The organism is Nonomuraea sp. B5E05 (genome assembly GCF_039880665.1).
Taxonomy (GTDB): Bacteria; Actinomycetota; Actinomycetes; order Streptosporangiales; family Streptosporangiaceae; genus Nonomuraea.
In genome coordinates, this window is record NZ_JBDPMJ010000024.1 from 87,537 (window position 1) to 102,612 (window position 15,076).

The following is a 15,076-nucleotide window of genomic DNA, read 5'->3' on the forward strand; positions in this document are numbered from 1 at the left end:
ACGTGAATGTGGGCAAGCGACACGGTAGATACGGGTTCGACGCACCCTGGGCGCTGGCGGGTCTGCTCCTCGGAGTGATCATGCTGGCGGCGCTCACGGTGTTGTCGTTCGCGTACGACGTCCCTGAGGCGGGGGTCGCCTTCCTGCTCGGCGGCACCTACACGCTGGCCAGCGCGGGCAGCCACCTCTACACCACGCGGCGCGGCAAGCCGGCCGTCTGGGCGGCGGAGCTGGACCGCCTGGAGGGCGGCGAGCGCCTGCTGGACCTGGGCTGCGGGCGGGGCGCCGTCCTCACGCTGGCCGCACGGCGGCTGGACGAGGGCCACGTGACCGGCCTCGACCAGCGCTCCAAGGAAGCGCCGCGGGCCAGGGCGAACGCCGAGCGGGAGGGCGTCGCCGACCGGGTGTCGCTGGTGGTGGGCGACCTGCGTGACCTGCCGTTCGAGGACGGCGCGTTCGACGTGGTCGTCACCGACCAGGCCATCCACACCATCGCGCGCCCCGGCGGGAGGGAACAGGCCGTGCGCGAGGCGCTGCGGGTGTTGCGGCCCGGCGGGCTGATGTTGATCGCCGACCCGCACCACACCCGCGCGTACGAGGACACGCTGCGCTCGCTCGGCGTCGTCGACGTACGGCGGCGCGACGCCGGCTGGCGGTTCTGGTACGGCGGGCCGTGGTCCCGCACGGAGATCCTCGAGGCCAGAAGCCCTGCCGCATGACGGGATGTAGCGGTCGTGATCATCGGGAGGGCCGCCGCCACACCTCGACGAGATCGTCCGGCCCCCAGACCTGGTCGAGCGCCAGCCCAGGCGCTGTGCCCGCCTTTGATACGGCGACCTTCGGGGTGTCGGCTGTGACGCCGGGGACGAAGGTGGCGCCCCGGGCGAGCTCGTCGTAGTCATGACGGTCGAACGGGCGGTTGTCGAGCCACTTGATCGATCCGGTGAAGTGCACGCGCCCGGCGACGGGTCTCTTGTCCGCGCCGACAAGGTCGATCTCCGGGTTGTTCTGGCGGTTCCACCAGCCGCCGATCTCCTCGGTGCAGGGCCAGGTGTCATCCGGCAGCGCTTTGGCGAGGGTCTCCCGGATGAGGGGTTCGACCGCACGCCCGCGCCAGGACGTCCACGACCTGTCGATGCGGCGCAGCGCGATGTCAGGACGGCCACGCTCGCTGTCATGGATCGCGCGCTGGAGGAAGGGCAGCCAGAAGCGCAGGTAGTGGTCGGCGATGCGGTAACGCTTGTTCTTCGTGTCGTGTGACGTGGACAACGGGAGATCGGCCGCGATGACCTGTTTCGCCACCAGCGTGGCCAGGATGGGGGCCAGGGTGCCCGACGGCAACGGTGACGTGCCTCCCGTCCTGGCGGCGATGTTGGCGAAGGAGCGTTCGCCCGCTCCTATCGCCTCCAGCACCGATCTGGTGTGGCCCCCTGCGGGGAACTCCGCCAGGAGGGTGAGCTCGCCGGCCACGAGGAGGGGCGACAGCGGCGAGTCGACACTCCGGCGGAGAAAATCGGTGCGGGACGAACCCGGTTCCCAGGAGCGCACGATCTCCGGGAAGCCACCGGTGATGAGCAGGGCATCGATGGCGTCGGCGGCGGGAAGCCGGGTCATCTCGGCGACGTCGGCCAGGTGCAGCGGTCTGATCGTCATGCGGGCGGCCCGTCCGAAGAACGGCCTGCCGTACTCCTGCAGCGCTTCCATCATGGTGAGGTCGCTGCCCACGAGGATCAGCAGGATCGGCCTGGCCGACAGAAGCCTGTCCCAGACGGTTTGGAGGGCTCCCTCGAACTCGCCGTCCTGCTCCACCAGCCAGGGCACCTCGTCGAGAACGATGATGCAGGGAGTGTCACCCGCGGCCGCCGCGAGAGCTCTCAGCGCTTCGTTCCAGTCGGCGGGGCGATTTCCCCGCACCAGCTCGGCCTGCGGGAATCCGGCGCAGTCGATGCTCTGCACGAGGTCATGGCGTTCCGCGGCTGGAGAACGCCCGCGCGTGGCCTGGAAAACAAGGTACGGAAGATTCGAGCGCTCGCAGAACTCCTGCACCAACCGGGATTTCCCGACCCGCCGCCGGCCGGTCATGATCAGCGCCCGGCCCCTGGTCGTCAGCTTCTGCTCCAGCACCAGGCTCAGCTGCTCCTGGAGAAGCCGGAGATCCTGCGCTCGTCCTGAGAACTCCATCACCATCGAGCGGCTCCAAAGTCAGTTGCTATCTTAGTAAGACTGCATCTTACTAAGATCCGACCTTACTCGATGGTTGCGCCTGACATGGTGTCAGGCGGTATGCCTGATGTGCCGACTGTCAGGAGGAAACTGTGGCGATGGCTGAGCGGGTCGATGAGGTCCTGCGCGCGGGCAAGGCGCCCAACTTCCACGGTCTCGTGGTGATGCGGGGCGGGGAGGTCGTCCTCGAACGTTACGGAGCCGGGCCGGATCACCGGCTCGGCGAGGACCTGGGGCACGTCGTGTTCGACCGGGACACGCTGCACGACGTGCGGTCGGTGTCCAAGAGCGTCGTCGGGCTGCTGTACGGGATCGCGCTGGGTGAAGGACTGGTGCCGGAGCCCGGTGAGGGGCTGGTGCGGCAGTTCGCCGAATACCCGGATCTGGTGGCCGATCCGGAGCGGGCGCACCTCACCATCGAGCACGCGCTCACCATGACCCTCGGCCTCGAATGGAACGAGGACGCCCCCTACACGTCCCCGGCCAACAGCGAGATCGCCATGGAGCTGGCACCCGACCGGCATCGCTACGTGCTTGAGCGGCCCGTCGTCGAGGAGGCCGGGAGGCGGTGGCTGTACTGCGGGGGCGCGACGGCGCTGCTCGGGGGCGTCATCGCGCGCGGCACGGGCAAGCCGCTGGAGGAGTACGCCGAGACCGCGCTGTTCCGGCCGCTCGGCATCGGCGACTTCCACTGGTCCAAGGGCGACGACGGGCTGGCCATGGCCGCGGCCGGGCTGCGGTTGCGCCCGCTCGACCTGGCCGCCATCGGCCGGCTGGTGCTCGACGGCGGCCGCGACATCGTGCCCGGCCAGTGGATCACGGAAATGCTCACGCCCCGGGTCGTGATCGAGGGCGAGTTCCGCTACGGCTACCAGTGGTACGTCGGTACCGGCGAGCGCCGGCAGTACGAAGGCATCGGCAACGGCGGCCAGCGACTGCTCGCGGTGCCGGAGGAGGACCTGGTCGTGGCGGTGACGGCCGGCGAGTACGACCGGGACATGGTCAGCGCCACGACCGTGCTCGACGCCGTGCTCGGCAGGTGAGGATCCCGGGCTTGAGGAGCGGGCGTCAGAGGGGCAGGTGGGTGACGGCCGTGCGGAAGGCAAAGACGGCCGCTCTGACCGCCGGGTGCCCGCCGTACCCTCGCCTGAAGGCCGCCAGCGTGCGGCGGCTCAGCGGCAGGCGGGTGAGCGACACCTCAGGTGGCGGGTCGATGGCCGCCAGGCGGGGCACGAGCGCCACCCCCTGGCCGGCCGCCACGAAGGCGAGCACGGTGTCGAAGTCGTCGATGTGGTGGCGCACCATCGGCTCGAACCCGGCCGCCTGGCAGGCCCTGATCGCCATCGTGTGGCAGAGGGTGCCCGGTTTGTTGGTGATCCACGCGTCGGCGCGGGCGGCGGCGATCGAGGGGCGGTCGGTGAGGTAGATCGGCTCGCTGAACAGCGGCTCGGTCTCGATGGACGCGTCCGTGACCGGCGGCACGAAGTCGTATTCGTGCACGAGCGCCACGTCCAGCTCGCCCGCCCGCAGCGCGGCCGAGACGTCGGCCGGGTCGATCTCCGAGACCCTCGGCTCGAGACCCGGGTGGGCGCCGGTCAGGGCGGCGAGCGCGGGCGGCAGGAGCACGCGGGCCGCCGTGGGGAACGCGCCGACGCGCAACGGCCCCGAGGGCCCGGCGCGGGCGGCGGCGAGCGCGGCCGACGCGCGTTCGAGCTGCTCGAGCACGGCCTGCGCGTGCTCGACGAGGAGATGGCCCGCGGGCGTCAGCGTCACCGTGCGGCCCGTGCGTTCGAGCAGCGGCACGCCCGCCTCCCGTTCCAGTGCCGAGAGCTGCTGGGAGACGGCCGAGGGCGTGAACGTCACGGCCTGCGCCACCGCGGCGATCGTGCCGCGCCTGGCGAGCTCGCGGAGCAGGAGGAGCTTGCGCGGGTCGAGCATAAGTTCAGCTTAACCTCTGGCCAAGAAATCAGTGCTGGACCTAACGGGTTCGCACGGGTCACCCTCGAAGCATGCTGAGAGGAATCCACGTACCGCTGATCACTCCGTTCACCTCCTCGGGGGAGGTGGCCGCGGACGCGGTCGAGAAGCTCGCGGGCCACGTGCTCGACCAGGGCGCGGCCGGCCTGGTCGCGCTGGGCACCACCGGAGAGGTGGCCGCGCTCGACCTGGAGGAGCGGGCGCTGGTGATCGACGTCTGCGCGCGGGTCTGCGCCGAGCGGCAGGCGCTGCTGACGGTGGGGGTGACGGGGAACGACACTCGATCGACGGCCGGGGCGCTGCGGCGCCTCCCGGAGGGGGTGGGGGCGGCGCTGGTGACCGTGCCGTACTTCCTGCGGCCGGGGGAGCGTGGCGTGGTCGCGCACTTCGAGACGCTGGCGGAGGAGACGCCGGTGCCGCTGGTGATCTACCACATCCCCTACAGGACCGGGCAGGCGGTCGGTGCCGCCACGCTGCGCCGCCTGGGCGCTCATCCGATGATCGCCGGCGTGAAGTACGCGGCGGGACTCGACCAGGACGCCGTGGCGCTGCTCGGGGACCTGCCCGCCGGGTTCGAGGTGCTCGGCGGCGACGACGCGTTCATCTCGCCGCTGCTGGCGCTGGGCGCGGCCGGCGGGATCCTGGCCTCCGCGCATCTGGAGACCGCGAGCTTCGCCGAGCTGGCCGGCGCCTGGCACGCCGGGGACGTCACCCGGGCCAGGACGCTCGGGCACCGGCTGGCCCGGCTCTCGGCGACGCTCTTCGCCGAGCCCAACCCCACCGTGCTCAAGGGCGTGCTGCACGCCCAGGGCGTGATCCCGACCCCGGACGTGCGGTTGCCGCTCGTGCCCGCGAGCGCCGGCGCGGTGTCACAGGCTCGGCTCGTAGCGGTACATCCAGGCGAGTGATTCCTGGCTCGCGCCCTTCTTCAGGAAGACCGGCAACATCAGGTCGCGATCTGCTGCAACGCCTCGGGCCCCTGACGGCGGGGGAGCTCGCGCAGCACACCGGGCTGGCGCCGGCGTCGATCAGCGGGCTGATCGACCGGCTGGAGTCCAGGTGGCTGGTGCGGCGGGTGCGCGACACCAAGGACCGGCGCCGGGTCATCGTCGAGATCAACTCCGAGCAGCTGGCCGGGTTCGCGGAGCTGTTCGCGCCGTTCGTCGCGGCGCTGGCGCACCTGTACGAGCGGTACACCGACGACGAGCTGAAGCTGATCCTCGACTACCTGAAACGGTCGACGGCCCTGCAGCGGGAGGCGACGGAGGCGCTCACCGGATGACCCGGAGCGGCCCCCCGCGGGCGCCGGTCAGCGTCCGGACTCCCTGATGGCCGTGCCGACGTCGCCGACGCGGTCGGCCAGCAGCCCGATCGCGCCGACGGCCCTGGTCATCGGGTCGTCCTCGGCTCCCCCGAGCGCCTTGGCCCTGAGGTAGGCCGCCTTGATCGCCGCCCACCGTTCGGCCTGGGCGGGGGTCAGACGGCCACGAAGCTCGGCCAGCTTGAGCAGGTTGGCCTCCGCGTCCGAGGTCAGGGTCTGGGCCTCGCCCAGATAGTGGTCGTCGATCAGCGCTTCGAGCTCGTCGTCGTTCATCGCGGGCACGATGCGCTCGGCCAGCTTGTTCATGTTCCGGTACGACCCCTGCAGCCGGTACGGCGGCTCGGTGCGGGCGGCGTCGGACTGGGCGGCCGAGGCGATGTAGGCCTGGTTGTTGGCCAGGACCACCTCCTGCACCCGCACCAGCTTGGTCAGCACGCTGAGGATCTGGTCGAGCTCCGGCTTGGTGTACGGGTGACTGAGCTGGTCGGGCCGTACCGTCGAGTCGCCCCTGGCCAGCCGCACCAGCAACTCCACGTCCGCACGGTCACGGCCGGCGAGCGGCGCGAGCACGGGGTTGGAGGTGAGGGCGTTGTCGATGTAGCTGAGCGCGAACAGGTGGTCCTTGCCGGACAACACGTCGCCCAGGTTCCACACGTCGGCCCGGTTGGCCAGCATGTCGGGGATGCGGAACCGCTGGCCCGACTCGGTGTACGGGTTGCCCGCCATGCACACCGCGAACCGCTTGCCGCGCAGGTCGTACGTGCGGGTGCGGCCGTTCCACACGCCCTCGATGCGGCGCTGGGCGTCGCAGAGCGAGATGAACTTCTGCAGCAGCTCCGGCGAGGTGTGCTGGATGTCGTCGAGGTAGAGCAGCGTGTTGTTGCCCGTCTCCAGCGCGAACGAGATCTTCTCCACCTCCTGCCTGGCCGTGGCGTCGGGCGCGTCGGCCGGGTCGAGCGAGGTGACCTCGTGGCCCAGCGCCGGGCCGTTGACCTTGACGAACACCAGGCCGAGCCGGCTGGCGACGTACTCCATGAGGGTGGTCTTGCCGTAGCCGGGCGGCGAGATGAGCAGCAGCAGGCCCATCTGGTCGGTGCGCTTGCCCGCGCCGGTGGCGCCGAGCTGCTTGGCCAGGTTGTCGCCGATCAGTGGGAGGTACACCTCGTCCAGCAGGCGGTTGCGGACGAAGGCGCTCATGACCTTGGGGCGGTACTCGTCCAGGCGCAGCCGCCGCCGTTCCGCCTCGACCAGCTCGCTCCTGCGGCGCTGGAAGGCGCGGTAGGCGGGCACCCGCTCCTGCCGGAACCGGCGCGCCCTGGTGAGCAGCTCGTCGAGCCTGATCTCCAGCTTGCGCCCGGCGACGCGGGGGTGGGATCCCAGCAGCCCGTCCACGGTCTCGGTCGTGGCGGCGCTCGAGTCGTGGCGGGGCAGGTCGCACAGCTGTACGGCGATGGCCTCGGTGACCTCGGGGCCCTCGCGGAAGGCGGACATCCACGCCTGCGCGAGCTGGAGGCGTTCGGGCAGGGCGAGCGCCTGGAGGTCCTCCTCGAACTCGCGCGCCTTGACCGGGCCCAGCTCGTGGCGGAACGCGTCGAGCAGGTCACGCGCGCCCTTGCTGGTCACGAACCCGGCCTGGCCGCTGCCCAGCTCCTCGACGAGGTATTCGCCGGCCAGCCCCGCGTCCGGAGCGGCGCCCGTACCGAGAGCGGCTAGGCCCGCGTCCGGTGCGGCGCCCGTACGGAGACCGGTCATGAACTCCGCGATCGCGGCGCCCAGCTCGGCGGCCAGCGCGCCCAGGGCGGAGGTGTCGCCGAAAACCGTGCGCGCCCGCACCAGCGACAGCGCCCGGGTCGTCGATGTTTTACGTGAAACCTCGTCCAGCCCGAACGCCCAGAACAGCTGGGCGGCCGCGCGGACGCCGGCCGGGTAGCGCAGCAGCCCGGCTCCCTCGCGCAGCCGTACGAGCGCGTCCAGGATGATCGTGGCGTCGTGGTCGTGCACGCCCCGCTCGTAACCCTCGTCGTACCGCGACTCGGCCGCCTGCCTGACCAGGTCGGCCAGGGGCGCGCCGGCCGTGACGGAGTCGAGCAGCGATGCGGCCAGGTGCTCGGCCCGGTAGACGTCGGGCGTCTCCGAGACCAGCAACTGATCCCAGAAGGGCCGGGTGTCGGCGAACGACTCGGGCACGGGCGCGCGGTAGTCGGTGCCGGTGATCGCGAAGTACATGGAGGTGCGGTCATCGCCGCGCTCCACGTGCGGCACCAGCGTCAGGTCGATCGGCTGGGTGTTGACGGCGAACCGGTGGTGGCCGAGGCGCAGGGTCTCGCCGCCGTCCGAGAACAGGTCGAGGCGGTCCCGCAGGGAACGCGCGGCCTCCTGCTGCGCCGACTTGACCCGCCCGTCCAGCTCCTCCGCGCGTACGGCGTCCCCGAGCGCGCGCAGCTCGTCGGCGACCGAGCGGATCTTGGCCACCATCGGGTCGGTCGCGAAGTAGGTGTTCACCTCGTCGAGCGACGACAACGAGCCGAGGCGGCGGGTGACGCTGGCCAGGACACGCTCGGCGGAGGCGAAGATGCGGTCGGCGCGCCGGGCCAGCTCGTCCAGCTGCGTCTGCTTGCGGGAGGAGAACGCCTCGTAGACGTCGTCCCGCTTGGCCGACAGCTGCGCGGCGAAGTCGTCGAACTCGCCGAAGCGCGACTCCAGGTTCTCCAGCTGGAGCATCAGCCGGCCGAGCTGCTCGTCGCACTTCTCGGGGCTGTCGGCGATCGCCAGCGCACCCGTGATGGCCTGCCCCAGCAGGGCGAACTCGGCGGCGAACGCGGCCCGCCCCTCGGCCCCCAGCAGCTCGCGGCGGCGGCCGTCCAGCACGGCCCTGGCGCGGTTGACGCCGCCGAGGACCTCGGCGATGCGGCTCAGGATGGAGGTGCGCACGGTGGCGTCGGCGATCTCCAGCGAGCCGACGACCTCCGTCACCACCTCCAGCCCCTCCGACTGCTCGGCCAGCCGGTCGGCGACGGGCTCGGCCTCGGCGGCCGTGGTGATCGCGGCGGCTTCGGCGGCCAGCTGCCCGACGGCGGCGTGGTAGGCGGTGAACGCGTCCGCGCCCTCCAGGAACTCGACCGCCCGCCGGCCCACCGAGTCCAGTTCCTCCGCAACCGACGCGGCCAGCGCGTCGAGCGCGGCCAGGTCGATGTAGCGGACCTCGCGCAGCGTCACCAGGTGGCCTTGGGCCCTGCGCAGCGTGGCCAGCAGACTCACCCAGGCGTCAGCGGTGACCGGGTCGTCGGCCTGGGCGCGGCGGACCAGGCGGGTGGTCTCCTCCGTCGCCGTGGCGAGCGTCTGCTCGGCCTGCCTGGTGAGCTGCTCGACGTTCTCGTACTCGTCGAGGACCTGCTCGGCGGTGGCGCGTACGTCGGAGAGCGGGCCGCGCAGGCCGTGGTCGCCGAGCCAGTGGTAGGAGTCGAACGCCCGCGTGCACGCGGCGATGAGCCCCTCGAACGTCCCGGCGGACGGCGCCATCTCCTCGACCATGCGGGACACCGACAGGCAGTCGGAGATGCCGCGCACCAACTCGGCGTTGCCGATGCGCTCCAGCGGGCCGGTGCCGGCGGGCTGGGCGGCGGCGTAGGTGTCGGAGACGTACGGGGTCTGCCAGACCTGCATCGGGTGGACCCGGGTCGGCTCCTCGGAGGTGGCGCGGAAGACGACCATCGTGCCGTCCTCGAACAACGAGTATCCGTGGCAGACGATGGGCGTGGCCACCTCCTTCCTGATCACGTTGTACGGCAGCAGCAGCGAGCGCCCGTCGCCCATGGCGTGGAAGACGTACAGGACGTCCTCGCCGTTGGGGGAGCGGACCACCCGCTCGAACTCCAGGTCGGTCACGTCCGTGTCGAACGTCTTGCTGACCCCGGTCGCCAGGTAGTAGCCGCCGGGGAAGATCAGCCCCTGGTCCTCGGGCAGCCGCTGGCAGGCCTGCCCGATGCCGTCGAGCCGCACGACGGACCTGGTGCGCACGTTGAAGACCAGGTGCCGCCAGTCGGCCTCCTTGTACGGCTTGATCCGCATGAGGATGAGCGGCCCGACCCGGGCGTACTCGACGTCGGCGTCGGCGAGGCTCTGCAGGGGTTCGGTGACCGGCTCGGAGTAGATGCCCGCGCCGGTCTCCGTGTTGTCCTCGATCTTGATGGTGAGGTCGCCGCCGACGGTCTCGACGAAGACCTCGCCGTCGATGGAGATGTGCGGGTGGCGGCCGAGCACGTGGTCGTCGCGGGTGGTGGGGGTCCACTCGAAGTCGTGGGACGGGGGGAAGACGTGGTCACGCTCGCCCCTGTTATCCAGATATTTCGGGACTCCGCCGGTGCTGACCGCCCACCGGAGCACCCGCAGATCCGCAGGACCCGTCTGGAACACCGCCAGCAGCTTGCCCTCCACCCGCCGGAGCTGCTGCAGCCGCGTCTCCTTGTAGTAGCGGTAGAGCTCGGCGAAGTCCTTCCTGAACGCCGGATCCTCCAGCGCCTCCAGCTTGTCGGCGTCGAACCGGAAGGCGTCGCCGTCCCTGGAGAACCGGTGCACCGCGAACACGTCGGCCACCGTCGTCTCCGGCTTGAGCCCGATGAAGACGTTGTAGCCGAACAACATCACGTCACCCAGGGAGACGATGTCCCTGGGGACGCAGTTGTTCTCCGTACGGATCCGCTCGGTGCCCAGCAGGCGCAGCTCCGCGCCGCCGAACACGCGCAGCCGCTCCTGGTTGACCGCCTCGGCCGTCGCCGCGAGGGCCTGGGCCTGGGCCTGGAGCCGGTTCCTGAGGACTTCGTACGTCCCCGCCTCCAGCCCGGGCCCGGCTTCGAGCGCAGTCACAGACGGTCAGCCCCTCGCCCCGGCGAGCGCGGCCACCGGCGAGTCGGCCACCCCCAGCCGGCGGGCCGTCTCCAGCAACTCGCCGAGCGCCGACGACTGCGGGCCGCCGTTGTTGATGAGCTGCATGAGCAGGGCGGACACGGTCAGGTTCTTCAGATCCTCGGTACGCACGCCGCTCACCACGCCGGCGAGGTCGGCCGCCAGGCTGGCCGTGCCGTTGACGTACGGCTCGGCCAGGGCACCCGCGACCTGGGAGTGCCCGATGAACCCGTCGACCGCCTTGCCCGCGGTGATCGAGCCGACCACCTTGTCGAAGAACATCGTGTCGCCGCCGACGATGTCGATGTTCGCCTTGGCCAGCCCGGCGGCCAGGACGCTCGCCTGCGACTCGGCCACGTGCCGCGACACGTCGATGTGCTTGAGACGGATCTCCTTGTCGGCCTCCAGGCGCAGGCGGTACTCCTCGTGCTCCCTGCTGGCCTCGTCGAGCGCGGCCATCGCGGCCGCCTTCTCGGTGAGACCCTCGGCCTCGGCCTTGAGCTTCTCGCCGACCGCCGCGGCGCCGGCCAGCGCCATCGCCTGCTCGCCCTCGGCCTGCGCCTTGAGCCGGTCGCCCTCCACCAGCGCCATGGCCCTGGCGCCGTCGGCCTCGGCGGCCAGCTTCTCCTTCAGCGCCAGCGCCTCCGCACGGCCGATCTTCTCGATGGCGTCCGCGTCGCGCTCCTTGACCTGGACCTGCGCGAGGCCGTCGGCGGCGGACTCGGCCTGGATGCCCTCGGCCAGCCGGATCTTGGCCCGCGCGTCCAGATCGGCGGCCTGCTGCCTGGCCTCGGCGAGCACGAGCTCCTCGCGGGCCTTGAACTTGCTGGCGGCCTCCGCGGCCTCGGCGGCCTTGATGTCCTTGACCAGGTTCTCCTGCGCCTCGGCCTCGGCGGCGATGATCACCTGCTGGCGGGTGCGCTCGGCCTCCTCGACCACGCGCAGCCTCTTGATGCTCTCCTCCTGCTCGGCCACGGTCTTGTCGACCACGATGCGCTCGCGGATGACCTCGGCGATCGAGCGCTTCTCGGTCTCGACCTCCTTGTCCTTCGCGATGCGCGAGAGCTCGGTCTCACGCTCCTTGGCGATGACCTCCAGCAGGCGGTCCTTCTCGATCCGCTCGGACTCGATGGCGATCACGCGCTCGCGGTTCTTCTCGGCGACCGCGATCTCGCGGTGCTGGTTCTCCCGCTGCACGCCGATCTGCTCGTCGGTCTTGATGCCGGCGGTCTGGGCGCGCAGCCGCTCCTCGGCCTGCACGCGGGCGATCTCCGCCTCCTCGCGGGCCTTGACGGTCTCGATCTCGCGGCGCTGCTTGAGCTCGGCGTCGGCCTGGCGGCGCTCCAGTTCGAGGATGGCCTCGCGGGCGTCCACGTTCTGGCGGGTGATCTCCTTCTCCTCGTTGCGCCGGAACTCGTTCGTGCGCACGTGCTCGAGGGCCGTCAGCTCGGTGATCTTGCGGATGCCCTGCGCGTCGAGGATGTTGCTCTTGTCGAGCTGGGCCAGGGAGGTCTGCTCCAGGTAGTCGATGGCGGCGTCTTCGAGGCTGTAGCCGTTGAGGTCCGTGCCGATGAGCCGGATGATCTCGTCGCGGAACTCGTCGCGCTTGGTGTAGAGGTCGACGAAGTCCAGGTGCTTGCCGGCCGTCTTCAGCGCTTCGGAGAACTTCGCGTTGAACAGCTCCTGCAGCGTCTGCTCGTCGCTGGCCCTCGCCGTGCCGATGGCCTGGGCGACCTTGATGACGTCTTCCGTGGTCTTGTTCACGCGTACGAAGAACGTGATCTTGATGTCGGCCCTGATGTTGTCGCGGCAGATCAGGCCCTCGCGACCGGTGCGGTGGATCTCGATCGTCTTCACCGAGATGTCCATGACCTCGGCCTTGTGGACGACGGGCAGGACGATCTTGCCGGTGAACGTCACGTCGACTTTGTTGATCTTCGAAACGATCAGCGCCTTGCCCTGTTCGACCTTACGGAAAAGGCGGCCGATGAGGACAAGGAGCCCGACGGCAATGATCGCGATAACCGCTATGAGTATGCCGAGTCCGGTAGAGATGACGTCCATCAATGCTCACTTTCGTACGGCATGACCAAGAAGAATTCGCCGTCTTTGTCGTAGTCGAAGATGAGTGCGGTGGCGCCGCGGTCCAGGCGGTCCAGCCCGGTCGTGCGCACCTGCACGATCGCGGACGCGCCGTCCGCGGCGCTGACTTCGGCCTGGCCGAAGTCGGGCGTGGCCTCGCCGGTGCGGATCACGCACATCTGGCCGATGAAGTCCTTCCGCGAGGACCGGTCCCCTTCGCGGAAGAGCGGCCGCAGCGGAAGCAGCAGGCCACGGGCGGCGAACCAGCCGCCGGCCACGGCGACGACCGGCACGGCGACCAGCAGGTCGCCGCTCACCATCTGGCTGCCGATCAAGCACAGCGTCCATGCCACCGCGATCAGCACCGAGAGCGTGATCCCTGCGGGAACTCCCCCGAGCCCCAGCCAGGCCGCGTCGTCATCCACCTGGAACAGGCCGGTGATGACAGCCAGCCAATACCCCACGACCACGATGAGAAGGATGCTGAAAATGACAGTTGGAAAGCTGAATGCGGCGTCTGTGAACTCGGTCATCCCACCTAGGTGCCCCGTCCCCGTGTGTGTCCCCTGTCGCACTATATCTAGATAAAGACCGAGTAAAAGGAAAAGTTCCCATAACAGTATGTGACTTGACCTCAACTTTGGTTGAGGTAGCAGGCTCTGTCCCATGACCGGCCACGGCCGCGGAAGGTCGTGCTGCCCCGGTGAGTCACTGCCGGTGCCGTACGGCCTCGGCCACCGCGAGCTGGATGCGCATCCACTCGCTCTCGGCATGGGTGCCGTCCTCGACCTCCCAGAGCATGTTCTGCAGCGCCCGGCCCAGCGTCCAGCCCGCCGCCCGCTGGGGGTCGAGCCCGAGCCGGTCGACCATCAGGTCGAAGCGCCTGAGCACCGTCCGCGTCACGTCACCCGACGCGACCACGTCGTCCCACCGGTTGTCCAGGGCGGGCATCAGGTCGAACCCCGGGTCGCCGGCCAGCGGCTTGGGGTCGATGCTCAGCCACGGCTCCCGCCCGGCCGCCAGCACGTTGTCGTAGTGCAGGTCCCAGTGCAGCAGGCGGTCGCCTGGCTCGTGGACGAGCTCGGCGACCGCCGAGGCGCACCACGTCATCCAGTGGCGGTGGTGCTCGTCCGTCAGCCGCTTGAGCGCCTTGTCCACGTCGTCGAGCATGGCCTGCGCGATGTCGCCCAGCCGGCGCATCCCCGCGGGGGCGGGATGGGCCACCAGGCGGGCCAGCAGGTCGGTGAGGATGCCCAGCGCCTCCGTGTCGTCCGGCACGGCGGACAACGACCGGTCGGCCTCCAGCCGTTCGAGCAGCATGGTGCCGCTCGCCGGGTCCGACTCGAGCAACAACACCGACGCGTCGCCCGCCCACGCGGCCAGCCCCATGGCCTCGGTGGCGTTCTCGTCGGTGACGGGCTGCAGCTTGAGCGCGGCCTTCGTGCCGTCGTCACGGACGACGGGCAGCACGAGCGACACCACGCCGTGCCTGGGCTCGCCGTCGAGCCGCAGCCCCCACTCCTTCAGGTAACGCTCGGCGAGCGCGGGCAGCCCGGCCGACCAGGCGCGCCCGGCTTCCCCGTCGTACTTCACATGGGACGCCGTCAACGCCTCCGGCACCTTGATCCTCATGCCACCAGTCTGCACAGGGGGCGGGATGCGCGGGACGGCTCAGTAGTGCCAGGGGAACGGTGACCAGTCGGGCTCGCGCTTCTGCAGGAACGAGTCGCGCCCCTCGGCCGCCTCGTCCGTCATGTAGGCCAGCCGCGTGGCCTCGCCCGCGAACACCTGCTGCCCCACCATGCCGTCGTCGATCGCGTTGAAGGCGAACTTGAGCATCCGCTGCGCCGTCGGCGACTTGCCGTTGATCTTCCGGCCCCACTCCAGGGCCGTGGCCTCCAGCTCGTCGTGCGGGACCACGGCGTTGACCATGCCCATGCGGTGGGCGTCGGCCGCGGAGTAGGTGTCGCCGAGGAAGAAGATCTCGCGGGCGAACTTCTGCCCGACCTGCCGCGCCAGGTAGGCCGAGCCGAACCCGCCGTCGAAGCTGGCCACGTCGGCGTCGGTCTGCTTGAACCGGGCGTGCTCCGCGCTGGCCAGTGTGAGATCGGCCACAACGTGCAGGCTGTGGCCACCGCCCGCGGCCCAGCCGGGCACCACGCAGATCACGACCTTGGGCATGAAGCGGATCAGCCGCTGCACCTCAAGGATGTGCAGGCGCCCGGTGGCCGGCGTGCCGTCGGCGTACTGGTAGCCGTCCTTGCCCCTGATGCGCTGGTCGCCGCCCGAGCAGAAGGCCCAGCCGCCGTCCTTGGGCGACGGGCCGTTGCCGGTGAGCAGCACGCAGCCGACGTCGGTGGTCTGCCGGGCGTGATCGAGCGCGCGGTAGAGCTCGTCGACCGTCTGAGGGCGGAAGGCGTTGCGCACCTCGGGCCGGTCGAACGCGATGCGCACGGTGCCCTGGTCGACGGCTCGGTGGTAGGTGATGTCGGTGAACTCGAATCCCTCGACCGCCTGCCACGCCTTGGGATCGAACAGCTCGGAGACCATGCCCGAAGCCTAACGGATCTG

General features: G+C 70.4%; 11 protein-coding genes. 4 read left to right on the top strand and 7 right to left on the bottom strand.

All coding sequences use genetic code 11. The annotated features are described in order from the left end of the window. The first annotated feature begins 8 nt into the window (after positions 1-8). Positions 9-719: a class I SAM-dependent methyltransferase gene (locus ABGB01_RS34825; protein WP_347777824.1), complete on the top strand. Its 711-nt coding sequence runs from the start codon at positions 9-11 to the stop codon at positions 717-719. Between the two features lie 19 nt (positions 720-738). Here the strand turns inward: ABGB01_RS34825 and ABGB01_RS34830 are convergent, their stop codons facing one another. Continuing rightward, a complete protein-coding gene (locus ABGB01_RS34830) occupies positions 739-2,187 on the bottom strand; it encodes a DUF234 domain-containing protein (RefSeq protein ID WP_347777825.1) in 1,449 nt (482 codons plus the stop codon). Positions 2,188-2,321: 134 nt separating this feature from the next. On the opposite strand from ABGB01_RS34830, the gene ABGB01_RS34835 reads away from it, so the two are divergent. Further along, entirely contained in the window at positions 2,322-3,266 is a 945-nt protein-coding gene (locus ABGB01_RS34835) for a serine hydrolase (RefSeq protein ID WP_347777826.1), read from the top strand. Between the two features lie 25 nt (positions 3,267-3,291). Here ABGB01_RS34835 and ABGB01_RS34840 read toward each other — a convergent pair whose 3' ends face one another. Continuing rightward, positions 3,292-4,161, bottom strand: a complete 870-nt coding sequence (locus ABGB01_RS34840; protein WP_347777827.1) for a LysR family transcriptional regulator — start codon at positions 4,159-4,161, stop codon at positions 3,292-3,294. A gap of 71 nt (positions 4,162-4,232) precedes the next feature. Between ABGB01_RS34840 and ABGB01_RS34845 the strand changes: the two genes are divergently transcribed. Then, positions 4,233-5,108 carry a dihydrodipicolinate synthase family protein gene (locus ABGB01_RS34845; protein WP_347777828.1) on the top strand — a complete coding sequence of 292 codons (876 nt, stop codon included), beginning with the start codon at positions 4,233-4,235 and terminating at the stop codon, positions 5,106-5,108. Next, positions 5,105-5,482, top strand: coding sequence for a MarR family transcriptional regulator (locus ABGB01_RS34850; RefSeq protein ID WP_347777829.1), 378 nt, complete (start codon positions 5,105-5,107; stop codon positions 5,480-5,482). The genes ABGB01_RS34845 and ABGB01_RS34850 overlap by 4 nt, the downstream gene beginning before the upstream one ends. A gap of 27 nt (positions 5,483-5,509) precedes the next feature. On the opposite strand, the gene ABGB01_RS34855 is transcribed toward ABGB01_RS34850, so the two are convergent. The 5 genes from ABGB01_RS34855 to ABGB01_RS34875 form a co-directional block, all read right to left on the bottom strand. After that, a complete protein-coding gene (locus ABGB01_RS34855; protein WP_347777830.1) occupies positions 5,510-10,384 on the bottom strand; it encodes a DNA repair ATPase in 4,875 nt (1,624 codons plus the stop codon). 6 nt (positions 10,385-10,390) lie between these two features. Continuing rightward, on the bottom strand, positions 10,391-12,487 hold the full coding sequence (locus ABGB01_RS34860; protein WP_347777831.1) for a flotillin family protein: 2,097 nt from the start codon (positions 12,485-12,487) through the stop codon (positions 10,391-10,393). Then, a complete protein-coding gene (locus ABGB01_RS34865; protein ID WP_347777832.1) occupies positions 12,487-13,038 on the bottom strand; it encodes a hypothetical protein in 552 nt (183 codons plus the stop codon). The genes ABGB01_RS34860 and ABGB01_RS34865 overlap by 1 nt, the downstream gene beginning before the upstream one ends. A 175-nt stretch (positions 13,039-13,213) precedes the next feature. Then, positions 13,214-14,137, bottom strand: a complete 924-nt coding sequence (locus ABGB01_RS34870; RefSeq protein WP_347777833.1) for an aminoglycoside phosphotransferase family protein — start codon at positions 14,135-14,137, stop codon at positions 13,214-13,216. Between the two features lie 39 nt (positions 14,138-14,176). Then, on the bottom strand, positions 14,177-15,055 hold the full coding sequence (locus ABGB01_RS34875) for a 1,4-dihydroxy-2-naphthoyl-CoA synthase (RefSeq protein WP_347777834.1): 879 nt from the start codon (positions 15,053-15,055) through the stop codon (positions 14,177-14,179). Positions 15,056-15,076 lie beyond the last annotated feature (21 nt).